This window comes from Dyella telluris, from assembly GCF_014297575.1.
GTDB classification, from domain to species: Bacteria; Pseudomonadota; Gammaproteobacteria; order Xanthomonadales; family Rhodanobacteraceae; genus Dyella; species Dyella telluris.
On sequence record NZ_CP060412.1, the window covers coordinates 1588271 to 1614944 of the forward strand.

23 protein-coding genes, 1 tRNA gene and 1 rRNA gene are annotated in these 26674 nt (G+C 64.8%); 11 read left to right on the forward strand and 14 right to left on the reverse strand.

Going from position 1 to position 26674, the window contains the following annotated elements; translation table 11 throughout:
* Positions 1-27 precede the first annotated feature (27 nt).
* The 4 genes from H8F01_RS07290 to H8F01_RS07305 form a co-directional block, all read right to left on the reverse strand.
* Positions 28-103: transfer RNA gene (locus H8F01_RS07290), tRNA-OTHER, on the reverse strand.
* 98 nt (positions 104-201) lie between these two features.
* Positions 202-1745 (reverse strand): 16S ribosomal RNA (locus H8F01_RS07295).
* 769 nt (positions 1746-2514) lie between these two features.
* Positions 2515-2715, reverse strand: a complete 201-nt coding sequence (locus H8F01_RS07300; protein WP_187058339.1) for a hypothetical protein — start codon at positions 2713-2715, stop codon at positions 2515-2517.
* Positions 2716-2833: 118 nt separating this feature from the next.
* Positions 2834-3031, reverse strand: coding sequence for a rubredoxin (locus tag H8F01_RS07305; protein WP_187058340.1), 198 nt, complete (start codon positions 3029-3031; stop codon positions 2834-2836).
* 95 nt (positions 3032-3126) lie between these two features.
* Here H8F01_RS07305 and thiE point away from each other — a divergent pair, with 95 nt between their 5' ends.
* From thiE to H8F01_RS07325, 4 genes are read left to right on the forward strand one after another with little or no spacing between them, the layout of a single operon-like run.
* The gene (gene thiE / locus H8F01_RS07310; RefSeq protein WP_187058341.1) at positions 3127-3750 is read left to right on the forward strand and encodes a thiamine phosphate synthase; all 624 of its coding nucleotides are present in this window, start codon (positions 3127-3129) and stop codon (positions 3748-3750) included.
* Between the two features lie 10 nt (positions 3751-3760).
* Entirely contained in the window at positions 3761-5047 is a 1287-nt protein-coding gene (gene hemL, locus H8F01_RS07315; RefSeq protein WP_187058342.1) for a glutamate-1-semialdehyde 2,1-aminomutase, read from the forward strand.
* On the forward strand, positions 5016-5657 hold the full coding sequence (locus H8F01_RS07320; RefSeq protein ID WP_187058343.1) for an HAD family hydrolase: 642 nt from the start codon (positions 5016-5018) through the stop codon (positions 5655-5657). Before hemL ends, H8F01_RS07320 begins: the two co-directional genes overlap by 32 nt.
* A gap of 55 nt (positions 5658-5712) precedes the next feature.
* A complete protein-coding gene (locus H8F01_RS07325) occupies positions 5713-6612 on the forward strand; it encodes an ion transporter (protein ID WP_187058344.1) in 900 nt (299 codons plus the stop codon).
* Between the two features lie 64 nt (positions 6613-6676).
* On the opposite strand, the gene H8F01_RS07330 is transcribed toward H8F01_RS07325, so the two are convergent.
* From H8F01_RS07330 to H8F01_RS07365, 8 genes are all read right to left on the reverse strand, one after another.
* Positions 6677-7912: an acetylornithine transaminase gene (locus H8F01_RS07330; protein WP_187058345.1), complete on the reverse strand. Its 1236-nt coding sequence runs from the start codon at positions 7910-7912 to the stop codon at positions 6677-6679.
* Positions 7913-8847: 935 nt separating this feature from the next.
* Positions 8848-10188, reverse strand: a complete 1341-nt coding sequence (locus tag H8F01_RS07335) for a sigma-54 dependent transcriptional regulator (protein WP_187058346.1) — start codon at positions 10186-10188, stop codon at positions 8848-8850.
* A 279-nt stretch (positions 10189-10467) separates the two neighbouring features.
* Positions 10468-10887 carry a VOC family protein gene (locus H8F01_RS07340; protein WP_187058347.1) on the reverse strand — a complete coding sequence of 140 codons (420 nt, stop codon included), beginning with the start codon at positions 10885-10887 and terminating at the stop codon, positions 10468-10470.
* Positions 10884-11339, reverse strand: coding sequence for an HIT family protein (locus H8F01_RS07345; RefSeq protein WP_187058348.1), 456 nt, complete (start codon positions 11337-11339; stop codon positions 10884-10886). The genes H8F01_RS07340 and H8F01_RS07345 overlap by 4 nt, the downstream gene beginning before the upstream one ends.
* Positions 11340-11344: 5 nt before the next feature.
* Complete coding sequence (locus tag H8F01_RS07350) at positions 11345-12163, reverse strand: SDR family oxidoreductase (RefSeq protein WP_187058349.1); 819 nt, start codon at positions 12161-12163, stop codon at positions 11345-11347.
* Positions 12164-12256: 93 nt separating this feature from the next.
* Positions 12257-12859, reverse strand: coding sequence for an LON peptidase substrate-binding domain-containing protein (locus H8F01_RS07355; protein WP_187058350.1), 603 nt, complete (start codon positions 12857-12859; stop codon positions 12257-12259).
* A gap of 136 nt (positions 12860-12995) precedes the next feature.
* The gene (mpl, locus tag H8F01_RS07360; RefSeq protein ID WP_187058351.1) at positions 12996-14351 is read right to left on the reverse strand and encodes a UDP-N-acetylmuramate:L-alanyl-gamma-D-glutamyl-meso-diaminopimelate ligase; all 1356 of its coding nucleotides are present in this window, start codon (positions 14349-14351) and stop codon (positions 12996-12998) included.
* Between the two features lie 78 nt (positions 14352-14429).
* The gene (locus H8F01_RS07365; protein ID WP_187058352.1) at positions 14430-15014 is read right to left on the reverse strand and encodes an adenylate kinase; all 585 of its coding nucleotides are present in this window, start codon (positions 15012-15014) and stop codon (positions 14430-14432) included.
* A gap of 223 nt (positions 15015-15237) precedes the next feature.
* Between H8F01_RS07365 and H8F01_RS07370 the strand changes: the two genes are divergently transcribed.
* Both H8F01_RS07370 and H8F01_RS07375 read left to right on the forward strand, forming a co-directional pair.
* Entirely contained in the window at positions 15238-15666 is a 429-nt protein-coding gene (locus H8F01_RS07370; protein ID WP_187058353.1) for a VOC family protein, read from the forward strand.
* Between the two features lie 7 nt (positions 15667-15673).
* Entirely contained in the window at positions 15674-16945 is a 1272-nt protein-coding gene (locus H8F01_RS07375) for a 6-phosphofructokinase (protein ID WP_425490083.1), read from the forward strand.
* A gap of 3 nt (positions 16946-16948) precedes the next feature.
* On the opposite strand, the gene H8F01_RS07380 is transcribed toward H8F01_RS07375, so the two are convergent.
* Positions 16949-17716, reverse strand: coding sequence for an alpha/beta hydrolase (locus H8F01_RS07380; RefSeq protein WP_187058354.1), 768 nt, complete (start codon positions 17714-17716; stop codon positions 16949-16951).
* 166 nt (positions 17717-17882) lie between these two features.
* On the opposite strand from H8F01_RS07380, the gene H8F01_RS07385 reads away from it, so the two are divergent.
* Positions 17883-18251, forward strand: coding sequence for an RcnB family protein (locus tag H8F01_RS07385; protein WP_187058355.1), 369 nt, complete (start codon positions 17883-17885; stop codon positions 18249-18251).
* Positions 18252-18279: 28 nt separating this feature from the next.
* Here the strand turns inward: H8F01_RS07385 and H8F01_RS07390 are convergent, their stop codons facing one another.
* Positions 18280-20166 carry a hypothetical protein gene (locus tag H8F01_RS07390; protein ID WP_187058356.1) on the reverse strand — a complete coding sequence of 629 codons (1887 nt, stop codon included), beginning with the start codon at positions 20164-20166 and terminating at the stop codon, positions 18280-18282.
* Between the two features lie 444 nt (positions 20167-20610).
* Here H8F01_RS07390 and H8F01_RS07395 point away from each other — a divergent pair, with 444 nt between their 5' ends.
* The 4 genes from H8F01_RS07395 (at position 20611) to ppa (ending at position 26609) form a co-directional block, all read left to right on the forward strand.
* Complete coding sequence (locus H8F01_RS07395; RefSeq protein ID WP_187058357.1) at positions 20611-22659, forward strand: sodium-translocating pyrophosphatase; 2049 nt, start codon at positions 20611-20613, stop codon at positions 22657-22659.
* A 243-nt stretch (positions 22660-22902) separates the two neighbouring features.
* Complete coding sequence (locus H8F01_RS07400; protein WP_187058358.1) at positions 22903-25011, forward strand: prolyl oligopeptidase family serine peptidase; 2109 nt, start codon at positions 22903-22905, stop codon at positions 25009-25011.
* 67 nt (positions 25012-25078) lie between these two features.
* Positions 25079-25942: a 2OG-Fe(II) oxygenase gene (locus H8F01_RS07405; protein WP_238481183.1), complete on the forward strand. Its 864-nt coding sequence runs from the start codon at positions 25079-25081 to the stop codon at positions 25940-25942.
* Positions 25943-26069: 127 nt separating this feature from the next.
* Positions 26070-26609 carry an inorganic diphosphatase gene (ppa, locus tag H8F01_RS07410; RefSeq protein ID WP_187058359.1) on the forward strand — a complete coding sequence of 180 codons (540 nt, stop codon included), beginning with the start codon at positions 26070-26072 and terminating at the stop codon, positions 26607-26609.
* The last annotated feature ends 65 nt before the right edge of the window (positions 26610-26674 follow it).

The window sequence follows — 26674 nt, forward strand, 5'->3', positions numbered from 1 at the left end:
TCACCGTTCAATGAGGCGTTGCCTAAGTGGTGGGTCTGGGAGGACTCGAACCACCGGCCTCACCCTTATCAGGGTGCGCTCTAACCACCTGAGCTACAGACCCATAAAGCTCGGCCTTTTCGGCCAGCATGCCCTGTGGCATGCGTAGGATGTGCAGGTGTCTTGTGTGGACGTCTTGCGGGAATGAAGATGTCGTTCTCGAAAGGAGGTGATCCAGCCGCACCTTCCGATACGGCTACCTTGTTACGACTTCACCCCAGTCATGAACCACTCCGTGGTCGTCGTCCCCCTTGCGGTTAGACTAACGGCTTCTGGAGCAACTCACTCCCATGGTGTGACGGGCGGTGTGTACAAGGCCCGGGAACGTATTCACCGCAGCATAGCTGATCTGCGATTACTAGCGATTCCGACTTCATGGAGTCGAGTTGCAGACTCAATCCGGACTGGGATCGGCTTTCTGGGATTGGCTCCACCTCGCGGTATTGCAACCCTCTGTACCGACCATTGTAGTACGTGTGTAGCCCTGGCCGTAAGGGCCATGATGACTTGACGTCATCCCCACCTTCCTCCGGTTTGTCACCGGCAGTCTCCTTAGAGTTCCCACCATTACGTGCTGGCAACTAAGGACAAGGGTTGCGCTCGTTGCGGGACTTAACCCAACATCTCACGACACGAGCTGACGACAGCCATGCAGCACCTGTGTTCTGATTCCCGAAGGCACTCCCGCATCTCTGCAGGATTCCAGACATGTCAAGGCCAGGTAAGGTTCTTCGCGTTGCATCGAATTAAACCACATACTCCACCGCTTGTGCGGGCCCCCGTCAATTCCTTTGAGTTTCAGTCTTGCGACCGTACTCCCCAGGCGGCGAACTTAACGCGTTAGCTTCGACACTGATCTCCGAGTTGAGACCAACATCCAGTTCGCATCGTTTAGGGCGTGGACTACCAGGGTATCTAATCCTGTTTGCTCCCCACGCTTTCGTGCCTCAGCGTCAGTGTTGATCCAGATGGCCGCCTTCGCCACTGATGTTCCTCCCGATCTCTACGCATTTCACCGCTACACCGGGAATTCCACCATCCTCTATCACACTCTAGCGACCCAGTATCCATTGCCATTCCCAGGTTGAGCCCGGGGATTTCACAACAGACTTAAGTCACCGCCTACGCACGCTTTACGCCCAGTAATTCCGATTAACGCTTGCACCCTTCGTATTACCGCGGCTGCTGGCACGAAGTTAGCCGGTGCTTATTCCTCAGGTACCGTCAGCCCCACCGGATATTAGCCGGTAGTATTTCGCTCCTGATAAAAGTGCTTTACAACCCGAAGGCCTTCTTCACACACGCGGCATTGCTGGATCAGGCTTGCGCCCATTGTCCAATATTCCCCACTGCTGCCTCCCGTAGGAGTCTGGACCGTGTCTCAGTTCCAGTGTGGCTGATCATCCTCTCAGACCAGCTAGCGATCGTCGCCTTGGTAGGCCATTACCCTACCAACTAGCTAATCGCACATCGGTTCGTCCAACCGCGCAAGGCCCGAAGGTCCCCTGCTTTCTCTCGTAAGACGTATGCGGTATTAGCGTAAGTTTCCCTACGTTATCCCCCACGTTTGGGTAGATCCCGATGCATTACTCACCCGTCCGCCACTCGCCACCCATAGAGCAAGCTCTACTGTGCTGCCGTTCGACTTGCATGTGTTAGGCATGCCGCCAGCGTTCAATCTGAGCCAGGATCAAACTCTTCACTTAAGTTTTCGATCAACCGAAGCTGATCTATCTTTCTGAAGCGTTAACCCTAACCGTAAAACGTCAAGCGTTTAAACTTGATTCTCTTGGTTAGGCGCTTGCATATGTTTGACATTCAGTCATCCACCGCAAGGCGCCCACACAAGTCACCTGCGCACACTGTCAAAGATCTCAATCACTTGCTGACCGTTTCCGTTTCAGCGTTGGAACATTTCGTTCCGAGTGAGCCGCTCATCTTACATCGTTTTTCCTGTCCGTCAACACCGTTTTGAAAATTTATTTTCAAACCAGGTTTTCAGTGGAACCCCGTGAGGAAGAGCATCTCGTCCGGGGAGGAGCGAAATAATAGCGTGGACCCCCAGGGTTGGGAAGGGGTCTCAACGACTTTTTTTCACATTGATGACGAAAGCCCGCGCCCGCTACCCCTAAGCGCTTCCCCTGACTCGCATTTTTCACATCGCGGCAACTTTCACCGCCGCCCATCGACCCGGACAGGGCCACGTCGACGTGCCGGGTAAGCGTTTCGCGACGGTGATCGCTCTCTTATAGAGGCGCCTCATCAGCGCTACTTTCGGATGCATCCGAGCGTTCCCGCACCCTGCCGCACTACTGCCTCCGCGGCTTTTGGCGCTTTCCTGCCCAAGAGACCCTGCAATAGACGCGCCGCGGGCGACCTCGAGTGCATCCCCTCTCTATAAGTACGCACAGGAGAGTCCCTGCAGACGGGACTCTCCTTTGAGGGGTACGGCGACCCGGTGGGTCACGGGGCGCTTCAAGCCCTGACGGGTCCGGGCGGCGCGGCGGCCGGCTTCGGAGCGGTCTTTTCCGCGGATGGCGCTGACGATCCGGCGCAGTGGTCGTTGGCTGCCATGTCATGCCGGCAGGGCACGCCCACGTGATAGGGGATGAGGGCTTCGGGACTGAGCCTGTCGAGGATGTCCCACTCGTCTTCGAACGGAATGAACTGCTGCATGATGCGGCTCCTGCTTCGGTTGCCCGCCTTTTTCCGGCGCGCAGGGGCTATATAAGCAAACGGCCCGGTCCGTACGATGACGGAATCGGGCCGTTTGAGGGCAACGCGGAGAGCGAAATCAGTCGATTTCGATCATCTCGAAATCGTCCTTGGTCGCGCCGCAGTCCGGGCAGGTCCAGGTGTCGGGAACGTCGGCCCAACGCGTACCGGGCTCGATGCCTTCGTCGGGCACGCCCAGCGCTTCGTCATAGATGAAGCCGCAGACGACACACATCCATTTGCGCAGGGTGCCGGTTTCGTTGGTGCTCTGATTCATCGTGGACTGCTTGATATGGAAAATAAGAGGTTCATTCTCGCAACTCCCCCGCCGATGCGAAAGCGTATGGCGCCGCTTTTCCAGGATTGATACGCATGCGCGCAAAACTCTCCGGCCAAGGCCTTTACGTGATCACCGACGGCCCCCGCCCTGACCTGCTCGAGGTGGTGGCCCAGGCCCTCGCCGGCGGCGCCCGGGTACTGCAATACCGGGACAAGACCGCCGACCACCCGCGCCGCTTCGACGAAGCCCGCGCCCTGCGGGCCCTGTGCGCGGTGCGCCAGGTGCCACTGATCATCAACGATGACGTGGCGCTGGCCCGGGCCGCGGACGCCGCCGGCGTTCACCTGGGCGAGGACGACGGCGATGTGGCGGCCGCCCGCGCTGCGCTGGGCGGAGACGCCATCATTGGCGTGTCGTGTTACGACTCCATGGAGCGGGCGCGCGAACTGGCTGCTGCCGGTGCCGATTACATCGCGTTTGGCGCCTTTTTCCCCTCGCCCACGAAGCCGCATGCACGCCGTGCCTCCTTCGATCTACTGCGGCAGTCCGCCGCGCTGGGCGTGCCACGAGTGGCGATCGGCGGCATCACGCCAGACAATGGCGGTTCGCTGATCGACGCCGGCGCCGATTATCTCGCCGTGATCTCGGCCGTTTTTGGCGATCCCGACGTCCGCGGCGCGGCCGAGCGGTTCGCCCAACTCTTCACTTCGCATTGAGACATCCACGATGACCACCAACCACGAACTCTTCCAACGCGCGCAGCAACTGATGCCCGGCGGCGTGAACTCGCCGGTGCGCGCCTTCAAGTCGGTGGGTGGCGAGCCGTTCTTCACGGCGCGTGCGGATGGCCCTTACCTGTGGGATGTCGAAGGCAAGCGTTACATCGACTATGTGGGCTCCTGGGGCCCGATGATCGTGGGCCACAACCACCCTCACGTGCGCGAAGCGGTGGAGCGGGCGGTGAAGAACGGCCTTTCGTACGGCACGCCCTGCCCCGCTGAAGTCACCATGGCCGAAACCATCACGCGCCTGATCCCGTCCATCGACATGGTGCGTATGGTGAATTCGGGCACGGAGGCCACCATGTCGGCCATCCGCGTCGCCCGCGGCGCCACCGGTCGCAACCTGATCGTGAAGTTCGAAGGCTGCTACCACGGCCACGGCGACAGCTTCCTGGTGAAGGCGGGCTCCGGCGCGCTCACCTTCGGCGTGCCCACTTCCCCCGGCGTGCCCAAGGCCAATGCCGACCTCACGCTCACCCTGGCCTACAACGACCTTGAAGCGGCAACGCGGTTGTTCGACGAGCACGGCCACGATATCGCCGGCCTGATCATCGAGCCGGTGGCGGGCAACATGAATTGCATCCCGCCGAAGGATGGCTATCTGCAGGGCCTGCGCGAACTGTGCACGAAGCACGGCGCGCTGTTGATCTTCGACGAGGTGATGACCGGCTTCCGCGTCGCCCTGGGCGGTGCACAGGCGTACTACGGCGTGACGCCGGACCTGACCACCTTCGGCAAGATCATCGGTGGCGGCATGCCGGTGGGCGCCTATGGCGGTCGTCGCGACCTGATGCAGCAGGTTGCACCGTCGGGCCCGATCTATCAGGCGGGCACGCTCTCCGGCAATCCGGTGGCGATGGCTGCGGGCCTGGCCATGCTGGAGCTGATCCAGGCGCCGGGCTTCTACGACCAGCTCGCCGCGCGCACGCGCCTGCTTACCGACGGCCTGCAAGCCGTGGCGGATGGTGAAGGCGTGGCCTTCAGCACCAACCGTGTGGGCGGCATGTTCGGGCTGTTCTTCACCCGGGAGAAGGTGGATAGCTACGCCCAGGCCACCGCGGCCGACAGCGCCCTGTTCAACCGTTTCTTCCACGGCATGCTGGAGCGCGGCGTGTATCTGGCGCCGTCCGCGTTCGAAGCCGGGTTCGTGTCCAGCGCGCACAGCGAGCAGGACATCGCCGATACGCTGGAAGCCGCGCGTGGCGCGCTGCGTGCCGCTCGCGCCGGCTGACGTGACCCTGCGCTGCGTCCTGTTCGACCTGGACGAAGTACTCGCCGACTACGACCGTTCGGTGCGCGTGGGTCATCTGGCCCACGCCATCGGTTGCCCGGCAGAGGACGTGCAGGCGGCCATCTACGGCTCCGGCATCGAGGACGCCGCCGACAGCGGCATGCTGACGGCAGAAACCTATCTGGACGCGCTGAGCACCTATCTCGGCCGCGCGGTCACGCTGGAGGCCTGGACGGCCGCCCGCCAGGCTTCCACGCATATCCGCCCGGACATGCTCGCGCTGGCCGCGACGCTGTCCCGCCGGGTGACCGTCGCCATCCTTACCAACAACAGTGTGCTGATGGCGGAGCGGCTGCCGCAGATTGCTCCCGAGCTGTTCCCCCTGTTCGAGGGGCGCGCTTTCGCCTCGGCGCAGTTTGGCGCGCGCAAGCCACAGGTTGAGGTCTACGCCCATTGCCTGGACTGGCTAGGCGTGCCGGCGGAGGCCACGCTGTTTGTCGACGACAACCAAGACAATGTCGAAGGCGCCCGCAGGGCTGGCCTGCATGCGCACCACTACCGTGACCTGGCGGCATGGAAAGCGACACTCGCCGGCTTCGGCCTGATCTGATTCCGGGGCTCGCGCGCGGCGTTATGCTGGCCGCTTGCGCCAGGGAGTCAGTCGCATGAGCAAGCAGCCGCCCTTCCCATTCGATACCTCGGTCGCACCCGCCACCGCCACGGGATGGCGCGCACGCTGGTTCCACATCATCTTCGGTCATGACGACGCACCCGGTCGCCTGTTCGACCTGATCCTGATCATCGCGATCCTCTCCAGCATCATCGTCACCATGCTGGACACGGTGATGGATCTGCACCAGCGCTTTGCCCGTGTGTTCTATGTGCTGGAGTGGGGCTTCACGGTGGCATTCACCGTGGAATACCTGATGCGCCTGAGCGTGGTGGCCAAGCCGAAACGCTATGCGCTGAGCTTCTTCGGCATCGTTGACCTGCTGGCTGTATTGCCGACCTATCTCAGCCTGCTGGTCACCGGCAGCCAGTATCTGCTGGTGATCCGCGCCGTACGCATCCTGCGCATTTTCCGCGTGCTCAAGATGACCCGGTACGTGGGCGAGGCCGATCTGCTCTGGAGCACGCTGGTGAAGGCGCGACGGAAGATCTTCATCTTCATCAGCACCATCCTGACGCTGGTGCTGATCTTCGGCGCGCTGATGTATCTGGTCGAAGGCCCGGAGAACGGCTTCACCAGCATTCCGCGCGCGATGTACTGGGCGGTGGTGACCATGACCACCGTGGGCTTCGGCGATATCACCCCGCACACACCGCTGGGACAGATACTCACCTCGCTGATCATGCTGGTGGGCTACAGCATCATTGCCGTACCCACGGGCATTTTCGCGGCGGAGCTCGCCGCGAGCATCCGCGAGACGCACCGGCAGGCAGTGTGTACGGCCTGCGGCATGCAGGGTCATCAGGCCGATGCGCAGTTTTGCCGGGGGTGCGGGGCGCCGCTGGCGGCATCTGGCGTGGTGGAAGCGTCCGATTCACCGCCTGCTACGCGATAACCGACGGGCAGGCCGCGCACAGGGTGCGCTCCCACCAGGCAGGGAGAGCACACTTCGGAGCGGATTAGCCGGCGACGAAACTGCGCAGGGCGGCATCGAGACGCTGCAGGCCGTCGGCCACGTCCTCGTCGCTGATATTGAGCGCCGGCACGAAGCGCAGCACGTCCGGGCCCGCCTGCAGCACGAGCAGGCCATGGGCCGCCGCGTGGTCCAGGATGGCGCCGGCCTTGCCCTTGTTGGCCTCGTTGAGCACCGCGCCCAGCATCAGGCCGCGACCGCGCACTTCATCGAACAGCGACAGCGAAGCATTGATGCGCATCAGGCCATCGCGGATGGCCTGCGACTGACGGGCCACGTTCGCCAGCACTTCCGGCGAGGACAGCTTGCGCAGCGCCACGCGTGCCACCGCGGCCGCCAGCGGGTTGCCGCCGAAGGTGGTGCCGTGCGCACCGAACTGCATGACCTCGGCCACCTTGGGGCCGGCCAGCATGGCGCCGATCGGGAATCCGCAGCCCAGGGCCTTCGCCAGCGTCACGATGTCCGGCTTCACGCCGTCCTGCACGTAGGCGAACAGGGTACCGGTGCGGCCCATGCCGCACTGGATCTCGTCCAGTACCAGCAGCGCGTTGTACTGGTCGCACAGTTCGCGCACGCGCTGGATGAAGCCCGGCGCCGCCGGCAGCACGCCGCCTTCGCCCTGCACGGGCTCCAGCATCACGGCAGCCACGTCACCGTGCGCGAACGCCGCTTCCAGCGCCGGTACGTCGTTGAAATCGAGATAGCGGAAACCGCCCGGCAGCGGTTCGTAGCCTTCCTGGTACTTCGGCTGCGCGGTAGCCGTGACGGCCGCCAGCGTGCGGCCGTGGAAGGAGCCGCGGAACGTGACGATGACACGCTTGTCCGCCTCACGCCCCTGCGCCGTGGCCCACTTGCGCACGAGCTTGATGGCCGCCTCGTTCGCCTCGGTGCCCGAGTTGCAGAAGAACACGCGCTCGGCGAAGCCCGAGGCCGCCACCAGCTCCTCGGCCAGGTGCAGCGGCGGCTCGCTGTAGAACACGTTGCTGGTGTGCCACAGCTTCTGCGCCTGGGTGGTCAGGGCCTCGAGCAGGTCGGGGTCCTGGTGGCCCAGCGCATTCACGGCGATGCCGGCGCCGAAATCCACGTAATCGCGGCCCTGGGTATCCCACACGCGCGCGCCTTTGCCGTGATCCAGCACCACATCGCGCGGTCGATACACCGGCAGCCAGTAGCGCTTGCCGAGATCGATCAGGGACTGGGCGGACGGGTCTTGCGCGTGCATGTCGTACTCCGGGCATCGTCGAGGACGACACCATGCTCAAAGGGGAAAAGCGGGAATGGGGATGCGCCGCCTTGGGCGGCAGCCATGCATCGTAAGCCCTGGGGGCGGGCTTTGCACGGCTTGAGGCCGAAGGGGACGCGGCCTGCCGTCGCGCACGGATCGGGCGAATGGGCGATTCCGGGCACCGCTCTCGCACGAAAGGCGCACGCCCGCCTCGGGGAGCGGCGCCATCGTGGGCAGGTGTGACATTTCCCCTGTCCCCTGTTAACCGGGTGATACACCTTCCCCGGATTGGCTTAACCACAGGTGTTAAGCGGCTTTTGCCGGTGTGTTTCACGCGCCAGCTGTAACGCTGTTAACACGTTTCAAAACGCCATCGCACCCGGCCAGGGCGCGTAAAACCGCGCTTTCCGGCCATTGCCGGATATTGGCACGGCGATTGCTCTCTACATCCTGTACAGGCGGGTAGGGGGAAAGAGCCAGCTGCGACAACGCGCCGAACGCCGGGATACGGACGTTTCGGCGACAGGATGGCGATGCCCATGGGTGGCCCAGGGCTACGTCGGCACGGAGTTCGCAGCTGGCCACCGGATCTCTTGCTCGCCCACGCATCAGGTGGGAAGTCGCAGAAAAGCATTCCGCCGCAAGGCGGTCATGAGGGCGGTAACCCGGCAACCCCTGTGGCCGGGGCACCAATGGAAGCCCCCGACCCGACCCCTGCGGGTCGGGGGCCTTCCTTTCTTACACGTTCACCACGCAAACCTTCCCCACGGTCGGCCAGCCTCGGCCGGAGTGGGTGGCGGGTGCTTGCAGCCAGGTGATTGGGTCGGCGCCCAACCAGTCATGCAGGAGCGAGCATCCGCCACCCACCCCGGTCGGGGCGGCCAGCAGTCGTCACTCGCATGGTGTGCTGTTGAGGATCGCCTGAGGTCGGCTCAGCGCAGTTCGTCGAGTGCGAGCTGGTGCTTTTTGCACAGGCGGTAGATGGTCACGCGCGACACCTTCAGTCGCCGCGCACATTCACTCACGTTGAAGCGGCTTTCGCGCAGGCAGGCAATGACGGCGTCGCGCTCGGCAGCCACGCGCGTGCTTCCGAGGCTGGAACGCGCAGCCTGCTTGGTCAGCACATCGGCCAGGTCAAGATCATTCGTGCTGATCAGCGTGTCCTCGGCCACCACGGCCGCGCGCTGCACGCGATTGAGCAACTCGCGCACGTTGCCCGGCCAGGTGAATTCCTGCATCGCCCGGCGCGCACTGGCACTGAAGGCGCGTGCGCGGCTGGCATGTTGCTCGCGGAAGGCATCGAGGAAGCGTTGTGCCAGCAGCACCACGTCATCCTCGCGCTCGCGCAGCGGCGGCATGCGCAGGCGCAACACGTTGAGCCGGTAATAAAGATCTTCGCGGAACCGCCCCTGCTCCACTGCCTTTTCCAGGTCCACGTGGGTCGCGGCCAGCACGCGCACATCCAGCTTGATCAGCTGGCTGCTGCCGACGCGCTCCAGCGTGCCTTCCTGCAGGAAACGCAGCAGGCTGGTCTGCGCGTCCAGCGGCAGGTCACCCACTTCGTCGAGGAATACAGTGCCGCCGGCAGCGGTTTCGAAATGGCCGATACGTCGCGCATTGGCGCCCGTGAACGCGCCACGCTCATGACCGAACAGTTCGGACTGCACCAGGTTCGGCGGCAGGGCGCCGCAATTGATCGCCGCGAACGGACGGTCGGCTCGCGCGGAAAGACTATGCAGCGCACGCGCGGCCACTTCCTTGCCGGTACCGGTTTCGCCGGTGATCAGCACCGGCAGTTCCACCGGTGCGTACTTGCGCACGCTGGCCACCACCGCACCCATGGCCGGGCTGCGGCCGGTAATGCCGTTCTCTCCGGGCTCCACCGCGCGGGGTTCATCGCCACCGATGCGCGACAACGCCTCGATCAGGCGATCGACATCCACCGGCGTGCTGAAGTATTCGATGCTGGCTTCGAGGATGCGATCGATCAGTGGCTCGTGCGCCGACATGTCCGGCGGAATAAGGGCCACCCACGGCAACCATGGATAATCGGCCATCAGCTGGGCCATGGCCTGCGCCGAGGCAGGATCCCCATGCCGCAGGTCGGCCAGCGCCACCACCGTGTCGTTGTTGCGCACGCCCACGCCACCCTGGGTGCTGGCATCGGCCACGCGCACAATCCATCCTGCCCTGGCCAGCTCTGCCCGTTCCTCACCGGCTGGCTGACCAAACCAGACGACGCATCGCCTGGCTTCCTCCCTCATTACAGCCATGGTCCCTCCCCCAACCCCTTGAAGGGTCGCAGGTGTCGGCCGGTCGTTGCCACGCCATGTGGCTACCCCCCGGTTACCACGCCCGTCGCGCCAAGCTAGCCTGCGACCGCTACAGAAATGTGATATGGGTCACACAATATACAACTCTGCCTGCTGCAGTCACCCCACAAACGGGGCAAGTACCGTCGGACAGAAGCCGGAGGCCAGCAGGCTGGCTAGCACCTATGGCCTAGAGGTTTCCCGGCCCTGCCTTTCGCCCGGCCTTCGCCCTGGACCCGCTTACCAGACGCCCGTGTTGGGCATCGACGCCCATGGCTCCTGCGGCGGGAGGTGACCGTCCTGCAGCAGTTCGACCGAAATCAGGTCGGGCGAGCGTACGAAAGCCATGTGTCCGTCGCGTGGCGGCCGGTTGATGGTGTAGCCCATGGACTGCAAGTGGGCACAGGTCTGGTAGATGTCGTCGACGCGAAACGCGAGGTGGCCGAAATTGCGGGCGCTGCCGTAATCCTCGGTGGAGCCCCAGTTGTAGGTCAGCTCGATTTCGGCGTCCGGCGAGCCGGGCGCGGCGAGGAACACCAGGGTGAACTTGCCCGCGTCGTTTTCCGTGCGTCGCGTTTCCTTCAGGCCCAGCCCCTCGCAGAAGAAACGCAGGCTCGCGTCGATGTCGCGCACGCGGATCATGGTATGCAGATATTTCATGGAACGCTCCGTGGCGTGGGGACGCCGTCATCAGGGGGAAGACCTTGCCGGATGCGCTGCGCCATGTCGTCCAGCGCCGCGCGTGACGATGGCGACGGCACGCCATGGGCATAGATCCGCAACAAGCCGTCGCCCACGCGGCGCGGCTGCACGTGCAGATGGAAGTGCGGCACTTCCTGCCCGGCCGCTGCACCGTTGGACTGCCACAGGTTGAGCCCCGGCGCATGAAACGCGTCGCGCAGCGCATGTGCCACGCGCACGCCCAGTTGCATCACGTCGCCGGCCACCGTCGGGTCGATGGCATAGATGTCTTCGACGTGCGCCTTTGGCACCACAAGCACGTGCCCCGGAACCGCCTGGCGGAGGTCCAGGAAGGCGAGCGCATGCGCCGTCTGCGCCACCACGCTGGCTTCAAGACGGCCGGCGACGATCTCGCAGAACGGGCACGCCATGGCGGTCAGTCGAGAAACAGATCGGGCAACGGTTCCTGCGATGCATCCATGGCGTACCAGGTAAGGTCGGTGACACCGGCTTCGTGCAGCACCTCCTCATCGATAAGGAAATGGCCGGCAAAGCCCTTGGCCTCGCGCGTCAGCACGGCGTGCGCCGCGTCGGCCACGATGGTCGGCTTGCGGCAGCGCGCGATGTCCACGCCCGGAATCATGTTGAGCGCATCGGTGGCGATGATGGTGCGCGGCCACAGTGCATTGACGGCAATGCCCTTGCTGCCGAGTTCACCGGCCAGCCCCAGCGTGACGAAACTCATGCCCATCTTGGCCAGCGTATAGCCCGTGTGCGGCGCCCACCACTTGGGATTGAGCGACGGCGGCGGCGCCAGCGTGAGGATGTGCGGGTTGGCCGATTTGAGCAGATGCGGCAGGCACGCCTGCGCACACAGGAAACTGCCGCGCGCGTTGACCTGCTGCATGAGGTCGAAGCGCTTCATCGGCGTGTCTGCCACGCCGGCCAGCCAGATCGCACTGGCGTTGTTCACCAGGATGTCGATGCCGCCGAAGCGTTCCACCGTGGCAGCCACGGCGGCCTGCACATCCTCTTCCTCGCGGATATCGCATTTGATCGGCAGGGCCTTGCCGCCCGCCGCCTCGACCTGCTCCGCGGCGGTGAAGATGGTGCCCGGCAGCCGGGGGTTGAGCACGCTGCTCTTGGCCGCGATCACCACGTTGGCACCGTCCTGCGCCGCACGCAGCGCTATGGCCAGGCCAATGCCACGCGACGCACCAGTGATGAAGAGGGTCTTGCCCGCCAGGCTGCTCATGGAAGTGTCACCTCAGTCGTGAATGGGCCAGTGTAGAAGCGCACCGGGCCGCCGCAAAGCGTGGTCCGCGCCGCGCAACCACCATCCCGTGGATCAGGCGCGCTGGAAGCGTGGAAGGATGTCACGCAGCTCGGCCAGGCGTTGCACTGGATCCATCATCTCGAGCAGGCGCTGCTGCTCGTCCGCCTGCAAGGGCAGCAGTTCGGCCAGCCTGAAACCTACCCAGCCGGCATCGTCATAAAGACGCCGGTCGGCATGCCGCCACTGCGGGGCCAGGTTCTCGATCAGCCGTTCAAGAATGGACGGCAGCAAGGCCAGCTCCACCGGCACGTCGTGCGTAGGCTCCGCGGGCCATAGCTCCACATCGCCACGCACCAGCCCATCGGAGCGCACGCGCGTGCGCATCACGTGGAAACGTTCGCCACCCTCGGCGAGGATGCCGAGCAGGCCGTCCTCGCGGTTATGGAAATCGATGATGCGCGCCAGCGTGCCCACGGCCGCGGGCAGCGCCGGTGCGCCAGCTTCATGGCCTTCGAGAATCTTGCACACGCCGAATGAACTGCCCGTGCGCGCGCACTCACTGATCATGTCGAGGTAGCGTCGCTCGAAGATGCGCAGCGACAGCTGGCCGCCGGGATACAGCACGGTGCCGAGGGGAAACAGCGGCAAGTCGGTGTGAGGGGTCTTGGCGGCCATGCGGGAAGTCTACCCGCCCCAAGGCACGCCTGTAGGAGCGCACGTGTGCGCGACTGGGTCCACCCAAGGGATCGCTTCGATTCCGGATGCCGCGGTCGCGCACAAGTGCGCTCCTGCAAGGGAAAGGAGCCTTCGATCAGTTCCGGATGGCTTCTGCAAACCGGCGCGGTGCGCCCTCGAAACCGCCGTTGGACATGAAGACGACGTGATCGCCAGCGCGCACTTCATCGCGCAACGCCGCGATGAGCGCATCCACCGTCGGCACGGTGCTGCCGCGGCCGTTCAGGGCGCCCGTCACCTTTCCGGCATCCCAGGAAAGCTCCGGACGATGCAGGAACACCACGGCATCGGCATCGGCCAGCGACGGCGCGAGTGCGTCGGCGTGCGCGCCCAGGCGCATGGAATTGGAGCGCGGTTCCAGCGCCACCAGGATGCGCGCCTTGCCGACCTTGGCGCGCAAACCGGCGAGCGTCGTGGCGATGGCGGTCGGGTGATGTGCAAAGTCGTCGTACACGCGCACGCCGTTGGCCTCGCCCACCACCTCCATGCGGCGCTTCACGCTCTCGAAGCTGGCGAACGCCGGCAGCAGGGCTCGCGGATCGGCGCCCGCCGCCGTCGCGGCGGCCAGCGCGGCCAGCGCATTCATCACGCTGTGGTTGCCCAGCAGCGACCAATGGATCTCGCCGATGACGTCGCCATCGCGACGTACGGTGAAGGCGGACCCATCGGCCTCGATCAGCTCGGCCTGCCAGTCACCCTGCCCGATGCCGAAGGTTTCCACCGGCGTCCAGCAGCCCATGGCCAGCACCTCGGCGAGGTGGTGGTCATGCGCGTTGACGATCAGACGTCCATTGCCCGGCACGGTGCGCACGAGATGGTGGAACTGGCGCTGGATGGCCGCCACGTCGGGGAAGATGTCCGCGTGGTCGTACTCAAGGTTGTTGAGGATGGCGATGCGCGGACGGTAGTGCACGAACTTGGAGCGCTTGTCGAAGAAGGCGCTGTCGTACTCGTCCGCCTCGATCACGAACGGCTTGCCGCCACCCACGCGCGCCGACACGTCGAAATTGCCCGGCGCGCCGCCGATGAGAAACCCGGGCGACAGTCCTGCGCTTTCCAGCAGGTGCGCCAGCAGGCTGGTGGTGGTGGTCTTGCCATGCGTGCCGGCCACGGCCAGCACCTCGCGCCCCGGCAGCAGCGTTTCGCCCAGCCACTGCGGGCCGGAGATGTAACGCAGCTGCTCATTGAGCATGTATTCCACCGCGGGATTGCCGCGCGTCATCGCGTTGCCCACCACCACCAGATCCGGCGCCGGCTTGAGGTGATCGGCCGAATAGCCGTTCATCAGGCCGATGCCCAGCGATTCCAGCTGGGTGCTCATGGGCGGATAGACGTTGGCATCCGACCCTTCGACGGTCAGGCCAAGCTCGCGCGCCAGTGCGGCGACGCCGCCCATGAAGGTGCCGCAGATGCCGAGGATGTGCAGACGCATGTGTAATCCGTTCGATGAAGCGAGAGCGGCATTATTCCGCCCCAAAAGCATCGGGCCGCCTTGCGGCGGCCCGGAGCATCAACCGTTGGCGGCTGCCGACCCGGCGTCGAGCGCACGCTTGACGCGGGCGGTGACCTCGTCGAGTTCACCCACGCCATCCACCACCTGCAGCTTGCCGCGGCGCTGGAAGAAGTCGGCCACCGGAGCCGTCTGCTCGGCGTAGACCTTCAGGCGGTCACGCACCACGACCGGATCGTCGTCCTTGCGGTGTTCGGCGGCGAAGCGGATTTCGCAGCGGCCGATGATCACTTCATTGGGCACGTCGAGCTTTACCACGGCGTCCAGCGGCTGGCCAATCTTGGCCAGCAGGTGGTCCAGCGCATCGGCCTGGGCCAGGTTGCGCGGGTAACCGTCCAGGATGAAGCCGTTCTTGACGTCATCCTGCGAGAGGCGCTCTTCCAGCATGGCCAGCAGGATGTCGTCGGACACCAGCTTGCCTGCATCCATCACCGCTTTTGCCTTCAGGCCCGTCGGCGTGCCGGCCGCCACGGCCGCGCGAAGCATGTCGCCGGTCGAGATGTGCGGAACGCCGAGTTCCACCTTCAGACGCGCAGCCTGGGTGCCTTTGCCCGAACCGGGCGGACCGAGTAGGACGAGTCGCATAGTGCTCCAAGGTATCCACGAGCCACGCGCGCGGCGGGGCCCGGGAGATGCAAGAAAATGGGCTCTCAAATTAGCTTCTGCGGGCGATGGCGTCAAACTGAGAAAGCGGCCAATAATCGGCAAGTAGTTGTTGTCTAACGGGTTAGCCGTGACACGGGAATGTCACAGCGACGCCGATGGCAGGCCGGATTAAGCTCTGCGGGTCCCCCAGGAGGAAAACGCCGTGCCCGCACCCCGGATCCACATCGTCACGCTGGGAGTCAGCGACCTCCCGCGCTCCCGCGAATTCTATGAGGCGTGGGGCTGGAAAGCCTCCTCGGCCAGCAACGAAAACATCGTGTTTCTGAAAGGCGAGGCCGGCGTGCTGGCCCTGTACGGCCGCGAGGCCCTGGCCGAGGACGCACTGGTCGAAGACCTGCCCTGCGGGTTTTCCGCCATCACGCTGGCCCGCAATGCCACCTCCAAGGAAGAGGTCGACCAATGGTTCGCCACCGCCCTGACCGGCGGCGCGCGCGAACTCAAGACCCCGGAAGAGGCGTTCTGGGGTGGCTACTCCGGTTACCTCGCCGACCCCGACGGGCACCTCTGGGAGTTCGCATTCAATCCCTACTTCGTGTTTGATGAGCACGGCAACCTCGCCCTGCCGGATTGAGATACTCATGGCAATGAAGAAAGCCCGGCCCGAAGGCCGTTTGCTGTATGCCCAGTCCGGCGGCGTCACCGCCGTGATCAATGCCACCGCGGCCGGCGTCATCGAAGCCGCGCGCGCCAAAGGCGTACCGGTCTATGCCGCGCACAACGGCATCCTGGGTGCGCTGCGCGAAGAACTGATCGATACCTCCAAGGAATCGAAGGCCGCGATCGCCGCGCTGCGCCACACGCCCGGCGGCGCGTTCGGTTCGTGCCGCTACAAGCTCAAATCGCTGGATGCGAACCGCGCCGAGTACGAGCGGCTCATCGACGTGTTCCGCGCGCACGACATCCGCTGGTTCCTCTACAACGGCGGCAACGACTCGGCCGATACCGCGCTGAAGATCTCGCAGCTCGGCAAGGCGATGAACTACGACATCCGCTGCATCGGCGTGCCCAAGACGGTGGACAACGACCTGGCCGTCACCGACTGCTGCCCGGGCTTTGGCTCGGTGGCGAAGTACACGGCGGTATCCACACTGGAAGCGAGCCTGGACGTGGCATCGATGGCGGATACCTCGACCAAGGTGTTCATCCTCGAGGTGATGGGCCGCCACGCCGGCTGGATCGCCGCCGCTGCCGGCCTTGCCGGTGAAGGCGCAGATGCGCCGCCGCACATCATCCTGTTCCCCGAGCGGACGTTCGACGAAGCCGCCTTCCTCGCCAAGGTGAAAGCCACGGTGGAACGCGTGGGTTGGTGCACCGTGGTGGCATCGGAAGGCCTGCTCAACGCCGAAGGCCAGTTTCTTGCCGAAGCCGGCACGCGCGATGCGTTCGGTCACAGCCAGCTGGGCGGCGTGGCGCCGGTACTGGCCGCGCTGGTGAAGGAAAAACTTGGCTACAAGTACCACTGGGCGTTGCCCGACTACCTGCAGCGCTCCGCGCGCCACCTGGCCTCGAAAACCGATGCGGACCAGGCCTATGCCGTGGGCAAGGCGGCAGTCGACTACGCGCTTGCCGGCATGAATGCCGTTATGCCGGTGATCGTGCGCAGCAGCGACGCGCCGTATCGCTGGAAGATCGAACCGGCGCCACTGTCCAAGATCGCCAATCGCGAAAAGAAGATGCCCGCCAGCTTCCTGACCAGGGATGGCTTCGGCATCACGGCCGCCGCACGTCGCTATCTCTCGCCGCTGATCCAGGGCGAAGCACCGCCGCCATACGGCAAGAACGGTTTGCCGCAATACGCAACGCTGAAGAACACCCTGGTCGCGCGCAAGCTCGCTCCCTTCAGCAAGTAAGCGTCACTGCAGGAACCGCTCCAGGCTCACGCGATAGTCCGCGTGATCCTGGACGGTGTTGTGCCCGGCATCGGCGATCACCTGCTCGGCCGGTGGTGGCGCGAAGGCACGGATCAACGCCTGCGTGCGCGCTGTGGGAATCACTTCGTCGTCTTCGGCGCGGATCACCAGCACGGGACAGTGGATGGCGTTGACGTAGCGCCACGACTCGTAGCGATCGCGCATCAACGCGTTCACCGGCAGCCAGGGGAAATAGCCGGCCGCCACCCGCACCAGGCTGTCGAACGGCGTGACCAGCGCCAGGCGCTCCACCGGCCGTTTCGCGGCCAGCTGCACGGCCACGCCCGTGCCCAGGCTGCGCCCGATCACCGCCACCTGCCCGTGCGCCTTCGCCACGTGGTCGAACAACGCCGTGGCGTCACCTACCAGCGCGGTCTCGCCGGGCCTTCCATCGCTGGCCGCGTAACCCCGGTACGGCAGTAGGTAGATCGTGCGGTCGGGAAACCAGCGCGCCAGGTCGTCGCGTGAATCCTCGATGCGCTCGCCGTTTCCGCCGAAATAGAGCAACGCCTTCGCGTGGCCCGGATTCATGACCCAGCCGCGCAGATGCACGCCGCCGTTGACCAGCTCGAAGTCCGGTCGCTGCTGCACGCGCCAGGTCATCTCCGGGTGATAGATCTGCTGCCGCTGTCCCAGATACAGGAACAGGCAGACGCCTCCGTAGAACAGCACCGCCAGTGCCGCCAGCACCAGCAAGGTCCGCACGAACATCGATGCCTCCCAGGGATTCCTGTACGCCGGTTCAGATGGATAAGCGATGCCTGAAAGCTTGCACGTCGCTGTCGAAAAAGCACGCTCATCGTTCAGACGCAGATTTTTACGATGACCCTGTCCGACGAATCCGGCCAACGAGGCCGGAGGACAGCCAGGAGAATGCATGAAGACCCTTTCCAGCGTGTTTGTCGCTCTGGCCCTGCTCGCCGGCAGCGGCGCGGCCCTGGCCGACCCGGGCCACGACCACGACCGGGGACGCGGCCATCATGACGACCATGATCGCGGACATGGGCACGACCGCGACCGTCACGACCACTGGGAACGCCGCTACTACAGCGATCGCGGCTACTACGGTCGCCCGCATCGCTGGGAACGCGGCTATCGCTATGACGGACCGATGTACATCGTGGACGACTACCGCGGCTATCGCCTCGCCCCGCCTCCGTACGGCTACCGCTGGGTGCGCAACGACAGCAACTACCTGCTGGTATCCATCGGCGACAACATGATTCTGGACATGGTCATCCGCTGACCCTCGGGCAGTCGTCACACCCCATGACTCAAACGACTGAACGCGCCATGGGAGCACTGCCTCCCATGGCTATTCTGGCCATGCGCAGACACGACCGGTTTCCGGCCAGATCCAGCGAACCTGCCTCCCGGCTGGCCCAGGTCGCGAGCGCGTCCTGCCACCGGTCCAGCAAGCTTTGCGGCAGGGGGCTCCCCCCGCGCCAGGCCTGTTCTGCACGCAGACAGCCCTGACGGAAGTCGCCTACGCGAAGGTCGTTCTCGGCGAGCAGCCTCAGCGATTCCGCGTCACCGGGCTCGGCCACCACCGCCAGGCAGCGCGCGAAGACAAGGCGATCCTTCTCCTCGTCGAGCGCCAACAGAGCGGCGAGTACGCAACGCAACGCGTCGATGGTCAGGCTGGGTACCGCGGTCAGGGGCCGCCCGAGTTCCACTACGCGCTGATAGAGCGCGCGTGCCCGCGCGGCGCCCATGTTCACCGCGCGGGACAAGCCCAATCGGCAGGCCAGCAAGCGCCACTCGTCCCCTTCGGTGAGGAACGGCTGCAGCATGGCGTCCGCCCGTGCGAGCATCTCCGCGGACTGCGTCCCGTCCTGCAGGCGCGCACGACCGATCGCCAAACGCACCCAGGCCCGCACATACGCTTCGCTTTCGCCCGCCATCGCACGCAGCCGTTCGAGCGTGGCATCCACTTCCCGAAAACGTTCAATGGCTGCGTTGCCCCTCAAGTGTTCCGCCATGGCACACAGCAGACCCGCCCACGCGCCAAGCACCATTGGCGAAGATTCCTGCACCATCGCATCCGCATACTGGGCGTGCAGCGCGCGCCAACCCAGGCGCCGCGCGGCCAGATTCTGGCAAGCCGCCTCCACGCGCTCTCCCTCCGCCTGCAACAACGCTGCGCGCCAGCGCTCTGCGGCGGGTGCCAAGTTGGCGCGGCTCGCCAGCAGTTCCACTGCCTGCCCAAGCCGCTGCGTGATGTGCTCGCGTGTGCAGCCAGAAGGCATCGCGCGAAGCACGCGCTGAAGCTGCCACGCCGCATCGTCTTCCTGCGATGAAACGCGCCGCAGGGAATCCTCGGCTTCGCGCAACAGCGCGTCGTCGGCCTCCGCTCCGATCAGTGCCCGCAGATAACACGCCTCACCCAGGCGGATGCGTGCCTCAGCCGCAACGTCGCGTGCCAGGCACACCTCACGCAGTGCCGCGATGCTTCGATCCAGCAGGCCCGCGCGATCGAACTCGTCGGCATGGGCCATCGCCGACTCCAGCAGGCAGAGGCCCAGCGATTGCTGAAGCCCCATGTCACCGGGATGACGACGGGCCATGGCATCCAGCCTGCTCACGACATCGGCGTAATCCGCTGCGCGGCCGGAGTGTATCGCCTGCTGCCACTGCGCCAGGGTCTGCCCAATGAATGTTTCGAGCGGCGAAGCGTTGGGCGTGGATCGTTCATGTACCCCGCCGTTATCAGGGTGCCTCTCGGCGTTGACCGCAGCCAAGCCGTGCATGGCACGCGGTGTCCGCTGTACGTCGGCCGTGCGGAACCGCAATGCCTCGCCCAGATACTTCCCCGCCGACGTGGCCGGCGCGGGAACATTGTTGAACACCTTCGCTGCGAGTGCGTGGTTGTCAGCCACGCAACGCAGCGCCCCCGCGCGTGCCATGTGTCGGGCGGGAAGGCGCGCAGAAGCGGCGCACAGGTTCCTGTCTGCGGCAGGAACCTGTGCGCCTTTGAGGTGCCGGGCACCGTCCCAGGTCAAGGCCAATACGACCTTGGCTTCGCGATCGGGAGGAGGAAGCGCACGAAGTGGCGTCGCGCCCCACCGACAGCGGGTGGTAAACCACCACTGCATGATCCCGAGGGTCACCAGCACCAGGACACCGGCCGCCACGCCCATCCATTGCTGCGCAAATTCCATGGCTTTCGTTCCTGTCGATGCTCCATGCCTGGGCCACACCGGAGGACTGCTCCGATAAAGCCCAGACCCTGACCGGCTGCGGACGGCTCCGGCACGCCGTGGCGCGACATGAGGCGGTGCGCTACGAAGACGGGCTCGCCCCGACCGAGCGTCACCAAGGTGTCATTGCGCCCCGGAGCGCATGACACATCCGCGTCACGACGCGCCACCTTAGCGAGGTCAGGCGAACAGCCGTGAAGGCTTTCATCTGCCGCGTTGCGCGTATTTCCTGATAGGGATGTAGGAGCACGACATGACCAGCAACAGGGCCGGCGCTGCGGCGCACAACAGGGAATTCCGCCGCTTTTGCCTATACTCCCCTGGACCGCCCGCAAGGGCGGCCGCCGTGTCGGGATGCCGGTGGCGGTTCCGACCATTGTGGTTACCACTCATGGGGAGGCTCCGATGCTGCAGCAGTATGGCTTGTGGATCGTGCTGGCATGTGCGGTTCTGGCGGTTCTTTACGGCGCACTGTCCGTGCGCTGGGTCTTGGCACAGTCGCCGGGCAACGCACGCATGCAAGAGATCGCCGCCGCGATCCAGGAAGGTGCGAAGGCGTATCTCAACCGCCAGTACACCACCATCGCTGGCGTCGGCATTGTTTTGTTCCTCATCATTGGTTTCGCGCTGGACTGGGGCACCGCCATCGGCTTTGCGATCGGTGCCGTGCTCTCCGGCGCCACCGGTTACATCGGCATGAACGTCTCGGTGCGCGCCAACGCGCGTACGGCGGAAGCAGCGCGCTACGGCCTGGCCTCGGCGCTTAAGGTGGCATTTCGTGGCGGCGCCATCACCGGCATGCTGGTGGTGGGCCTGGCCCTGCTGGGCGTCACGGCTTACTACGTGATCCTCGGCCGCATGGGCTACGAGACCATGCATGCGCTGCATGCACTGGTGGGCCTGGCCTTCGGCTCCTCGCTGATTTCCATCTTCGCGCGCCTGGGCGGCGGCATCTTCACCAAGGGCGCGGACGTGGGCGCCGACCTGGTGGGCAAGGTGGAAGCCGGCATCCCGGAAGACGATCCGCGCAATCCTGCCGTGATCGCGGACAACGTGGGCGACAACGTGGGCGACTGCGCCGGCATGGCCGCCGACCTGTTCGAGACTTACGCGGTAACCCTGATCGCCACCATGCTGCTCGGCGGCGTGATGGCCGAGCAGACCGGCAGCAACGGCGTGCTGTATCCGCTGGTGCTCGGTGGCGTGTCCATCGTGGCGTCGGTGATCGGCACGTTCTTCGTGAAGGCCGGCAAGGGCAAGATCATGAACGCCCTGTATGCCGGCGTGGCGGTATCGGCCGTGCTGGCTGCCATCGCGTTCTGGCCGATCACCAGCCAGCTGATGGCCGAGTCCGCCTACGGTGTTACCCGCCTGTACGGCTGCGCCATCATCGGCCTGGTGCTCACGGGCGCGATGGTGGTGATCACGGAGTACTACACCGCCACCGAGTACAAGCCGGTACAGCACGTGGCGCAGGCATCCACCACCGGCCATGCGACCAACATCATCGCGGGCATCGGTGTGTCGATGAAGTCCACCGCGCTGCCCGTGCTGGCCGTGTGTGCTTCCATCTGGGGGGCTTACCAGCTGGCCGAGCTCTACGGCATCGCCATCGCCGCTACCGCCATGCTGAGCATGACCGGCATGATCGTGGCGCTGGATGCCTATGGCCCGATCACCGACAACGCCGGCGGCATCGCCGAGATGGCCGAGCTGCCGCCGGAAGTGCGCGCGGTGACCGACCCGCTCGACGCCGTGGGCAACACCACCAAGGCGGTGACCAAGGGTTATGCCATCGGCTCGGCCGGCCTGGCCGCACTGGTGCTGTTTGCCGACTACACCCACAACCTCAACCAGCACCTCAACCTGACGGACTTCCGTTTCGACCTGTCCAACCCGTACGTGATCATCGGCCTGCTGATCGGCGGCCTGATCCCGTATCTGTTCGGTGCGATGGCGATGGAAGCGGTGGGTCGCTCGGCGGCATCGGTGGTGGAAGAAGTGCGCCGCCAGTTCCGCGAGATCAAGGGCATCATGGAAGGCACCACCAAGCCCGATTACTCGCGCGCGGTGGACATGCTCACCAAATCGGCCATCAGGGAAATGCTGATTCCCTCGCTGCTGCCCGTGCTGGTGCCGGTGGTGGTGGTGTTCGGCTTCAAGTGGCTGGGTGGCCCGGAGGCCGGCGCGCAGGCGCTCGGTGGCGTGCTGATCGGCACCATCGTCACCGGCCTGTTCGTGGCCATCTCGATGACGACCGGCGGCGGTGCGTGGGACAACGCCAAGAAGTACATCGAAGATGATCACTTCGGCGGCAAAGGCTCCGATGCACACAAGGCTGCGGTCACCGGCGACACCGTGGGCGACCCGTACAAGGACACGGCGGGCCCGGCGGTGAATCCGCTGATCAAGATCATCAACATCGTGGCTCTTTTACTTATTCCCCTGCTGTAACCATGCGGTGCACCGCCCGATTGCCGCGACGGTGATCGGGCGAACCCGTCCAACGCGTTTGCCCCCTCTCCCCTCCGGGGAGAGGGTTGGGGTGAGGGGTCACGCTGGCCTCGGTCTGTTCTTAGCCCTAAAAGAAGCTCGCCAAACGAAAACTGATCGCGAGCACCCACCCCTCACCCCAGCCCTCTCCCCGGAGGGGAGAGGGAGAAGTGAGGCCCCGCTATTCACATGGAAGATCACGGCATGACCTCCAAGACCCCACTCTGGCTGGCACTCGCGCTGGGCATCACACTAGGCGGCATGACACACGCAGCCGACAACATCAGCCCCGCCGCCAAGGATCCCAACCTCTGGCTGGAAAACATCGACGGCACGAAGCAGCTTGACTGGGTCAAGCAGCAGAATGCGGAAACCGTGAAGAAGTACGCCGACAGCGACGCGTTCAAACAGCTCGACGCGCGCCTGCTCGAAGTGCTCGATTCCAACGAGCGCATTCCGATGGTCAGCAAGATCGGCGACCACTTCTACAACTTCTGGCGCGACAAGGAACATCCCAAGGGCTTGTGGCGTCGCACGACACTTGACGAGTACCGCAAGGACAAGCCCGCCTGGGAAACGGTCATCGACCTCGACGCCCTCTCCGCCGCGGAGAAGGAGAACTGGGTGTGGCACGGCGCCGACTGCCTGAAACCGGACTACCGGCGCTGCATTGTCGCGCTGTCGCGCGGCGGCGCCGATGCCGACGTGGTGCGCGAGTTCGACCTCAACGACAAGCAGTTCGTCAAAGGCGGCTTCGAGCTTCCCGAGGCCAAGTCCAACGTGCGCTGGATGGATGCCGACCACCTGTATGTCGCCACGGATTTCGGCCCCGGCTCGATGACCAAGTCGAGCTACCCGCGCATCGTCAAGGAATGGAAGCGCGGCACGCCGCTGGCCAGCGCCACCACGGTGTACGAAGCGAAGGACGACGACATGTCGGTCTCCGCCATGCGCGACAACACCCCGGGCTTCCAGCGCGACTTCGTGACGCGCCAGATCGCGTTCTACGACAGCGAGACTTTCGTGCGCGGCAAGGATGGCAAGCTCACCCGCATCGAGGTGCCCAGCGATGCCAATGTCGACGCTCATCGCGAGTGGCTGCTGATCGAACCGCGCAGCGACTGGAGCATTGGCGGCAAGACCTACAAGTCCGGCTCGCTGCTCGCCGCCCGCTTCGACGATTTCATGGCAGGCAAGCGCGACATCACCGTGCTGTTCGAACCCACCGACACCACGGCACTGGATGCGTATTCCTGGACACGCCACCAGCTGATCCTCAACGTGATGGACAACGTGGTCAACCGCCTGGAAGTGCTCACGCCCGCCGCCGGCGAATGGAAGCGTGAACCGCTGGGTGGCGCGCCGGCGCTGTCCACCATCGCGGCCGCCGGCGTGGACGACGACGCCAGCGACGACTACTTCCTCACCGTCACCGGATTCCTGCAGCCCACCACGCTCTACTACGGCACGCTGGGCCAGGGCGACGCCCAGGCGATCAAGCACAGCCCGCGCTTCTTCGATGCCTCCAAGTACGACGTGAGCCAGCACTTCGCCACCTCGAAGGACGGTACGCGCGTGCCCTACTTCGAGATCGCGCCGAAGAACCTGAAGGCCGACGGCCAGAATCCCACGCTGCAGTACGGCTACGGCGGCTTCGAGATTTCTTTGCAGCCGGCTTATAGCGGCAACGTGGGTCGCGCCTGGCTGGAGAAAGGTGGCGTGTACGTCATCGCCAACATCCGCGGCGGCGGCGAATATGGCCCGCGCTGGCACAAGGCCGCGCTGAAGGCGAACCGCCTGCGGGCCTACGAGGATTTCGCGGCGGTGTCGCAGGACCTGTTCGCGCGCAAGATCACCTCGCCCGCGCACCTGGGCGCCATGGGCGGCAGCAATGGCGGCCTGCTGATGGGCAACATGCTCACGCTCTATCCGCAGCTCTACGGCGCCATCGTGAGCCAGGTGGCCCTGCTCGACATGCAGCGCTACACGCACCTGTCCGCTGGCGCGTCATGGATCGCCGAATACGGCGACCCGGACAAGCCGCAGGAGTGGGCGTGGCTCAAGACGTTCTCGCCCTACGCCAATGCCAGGGCCGGCCAGACCTACCCGCCGGTGCTGTTCACCACCTCCACGCGCGACGACCGCGTGGGTCCGGTGCACGCACGCAAGATGTACGCGAAGCTCTCCTCGCTGGGTTATGACACCAGCTTCTACGAGAACATCGAAGGTGGTCATGGCGCCGCGGCTGACAACAAGCAGGCCGCGTTCATGAGCGCACTGGGCTATACCTACCTGTGGGAACACGTGAAGTAAGCCAGCGGGCCACTTCCGGGGCTTGATTGGATCGTCATGCCCCGGGTGCGTAACATGGTGCGCTGGCATGAGCCGGCGCACCATTACCGATCGCATGAGCAACCAAACGATCCGCCCCGAACTGCGTGAATGGATTCTCTCCACCAGCCGCTCCGGCTGCAGCCTCAGCGATCTTTTGAAGATGCTGAAGGATGCCGGTTATGGCGGCGAGCAGAGCCGACAGATCGTCGCCCGCGTGCTGAACCTGCCGCTGGCCACGGTGATGGCGGCCTCGAAGAACAAGCCGGTTGGCGCGCGCACGCGTCATCCGCAGGCGCCTGCACAGACCGTCAACGGCCATCCGGTGAAGGTCACCGTCAGCACCGATGCACCGGTGGTGCGCGTGCTGGAGGGCCTGCTGACCCCGCAGGAATGCGACGAACTGATCGCCGAAGCCTCGCCCCGTCTGGGCCGCTCGCTCACCGTGGATGTCGACGGCCGCCAGCAGACTGACCAGCGGCGCACCAGCCAGGGCATGTTCTTCGCCATCGGGGAGACGCCGCTGGTGCAGCGCATCGAGCAGCGCATCGCCGATCTGCTGGCCATTCCGGTGAGCCACGGCGAGGGCCTGCAGATCCTGCACTACCAGCCCGGTCAGGAGTACGAGCCGCATTTCGACTGGTTCAATCCCGACCAGCCGGGCTTTTCCATGGTGACCGCGCGCGGCGGCCAGCGCATCGCCAGCGTGGTGATGTACCTCAACACGCCCGAGGAAGGCGGCGGCACGGCGTTTCCCCGCATCGGCCTGACCGTGACGGCCATGCGCGGTTCGGCCGTCTATTTCGCCTACGACACCGGCGACGCGGCCTCGCTGCATGCCGGCCTGCCCGTGATCAAGGGCGAAAAATGGATTGCCACCAAATGGTTACGCGAGCGCCCGTACCAGGCCTGAGCGCCTGGCGGGGAGCTGTCTCACGCTGAACTGCAACTGCCCGCAAAGCCCCGTGGCTGCTGCGATGCACCACCTTTTGCCGTATGCTTTCAGGTCTTTGTACTGACTGAAGCCTAAGGACACGCACATGGGTCTGCATCTCGTACCCGCCGGCCGCAAGGTTCCGGACGAAATCAACGTCATCATCGAAATCCCCAAGGATGCCGAGCCCGTCAAGTACGAGGTGGAGAAGGAAAGCGGCGCGATCTTCGTCGACCGCATCCTGTCCACCCCGATGCGCTACCCGTGCAACTACGGCTACGTGCCGGGCACGCTGGGCGGCGACGGCGATCCGCTGGACGCGCTGGTGATCCTGCCGCTGCCGCTGGTGCCGGGTTCGGTGATCCGTTGCGTGCCGGTGGGCATGCTGAAGATGACCGATGAAGCCGGCAGCGACGAAAAGCTGGTGGTGGTGCCGGTGGAGAAGATCTTCGCCGGTTACGCGCACATCAAGGACATCAAGTCCGTGTCCGGCCACTGGCTGGAGCGCATCGGCCACTTCTTCGAGCACTACAAGGATCTGGAGAAGGGCAAGTGGGTGAAGGTGGAAGGCTGGGTGGGCGCTGACGAAGCCAAGGCTGAGATCCTCAGCGGCATCGAGCGCTACAAGGCCGACCAGAAGGCCTGATCGCTGATCCAGGAAAAGCGCCACCTTCGAGTGGCGCTTTTTTTGTGGGCGCATTTTATGGGCTC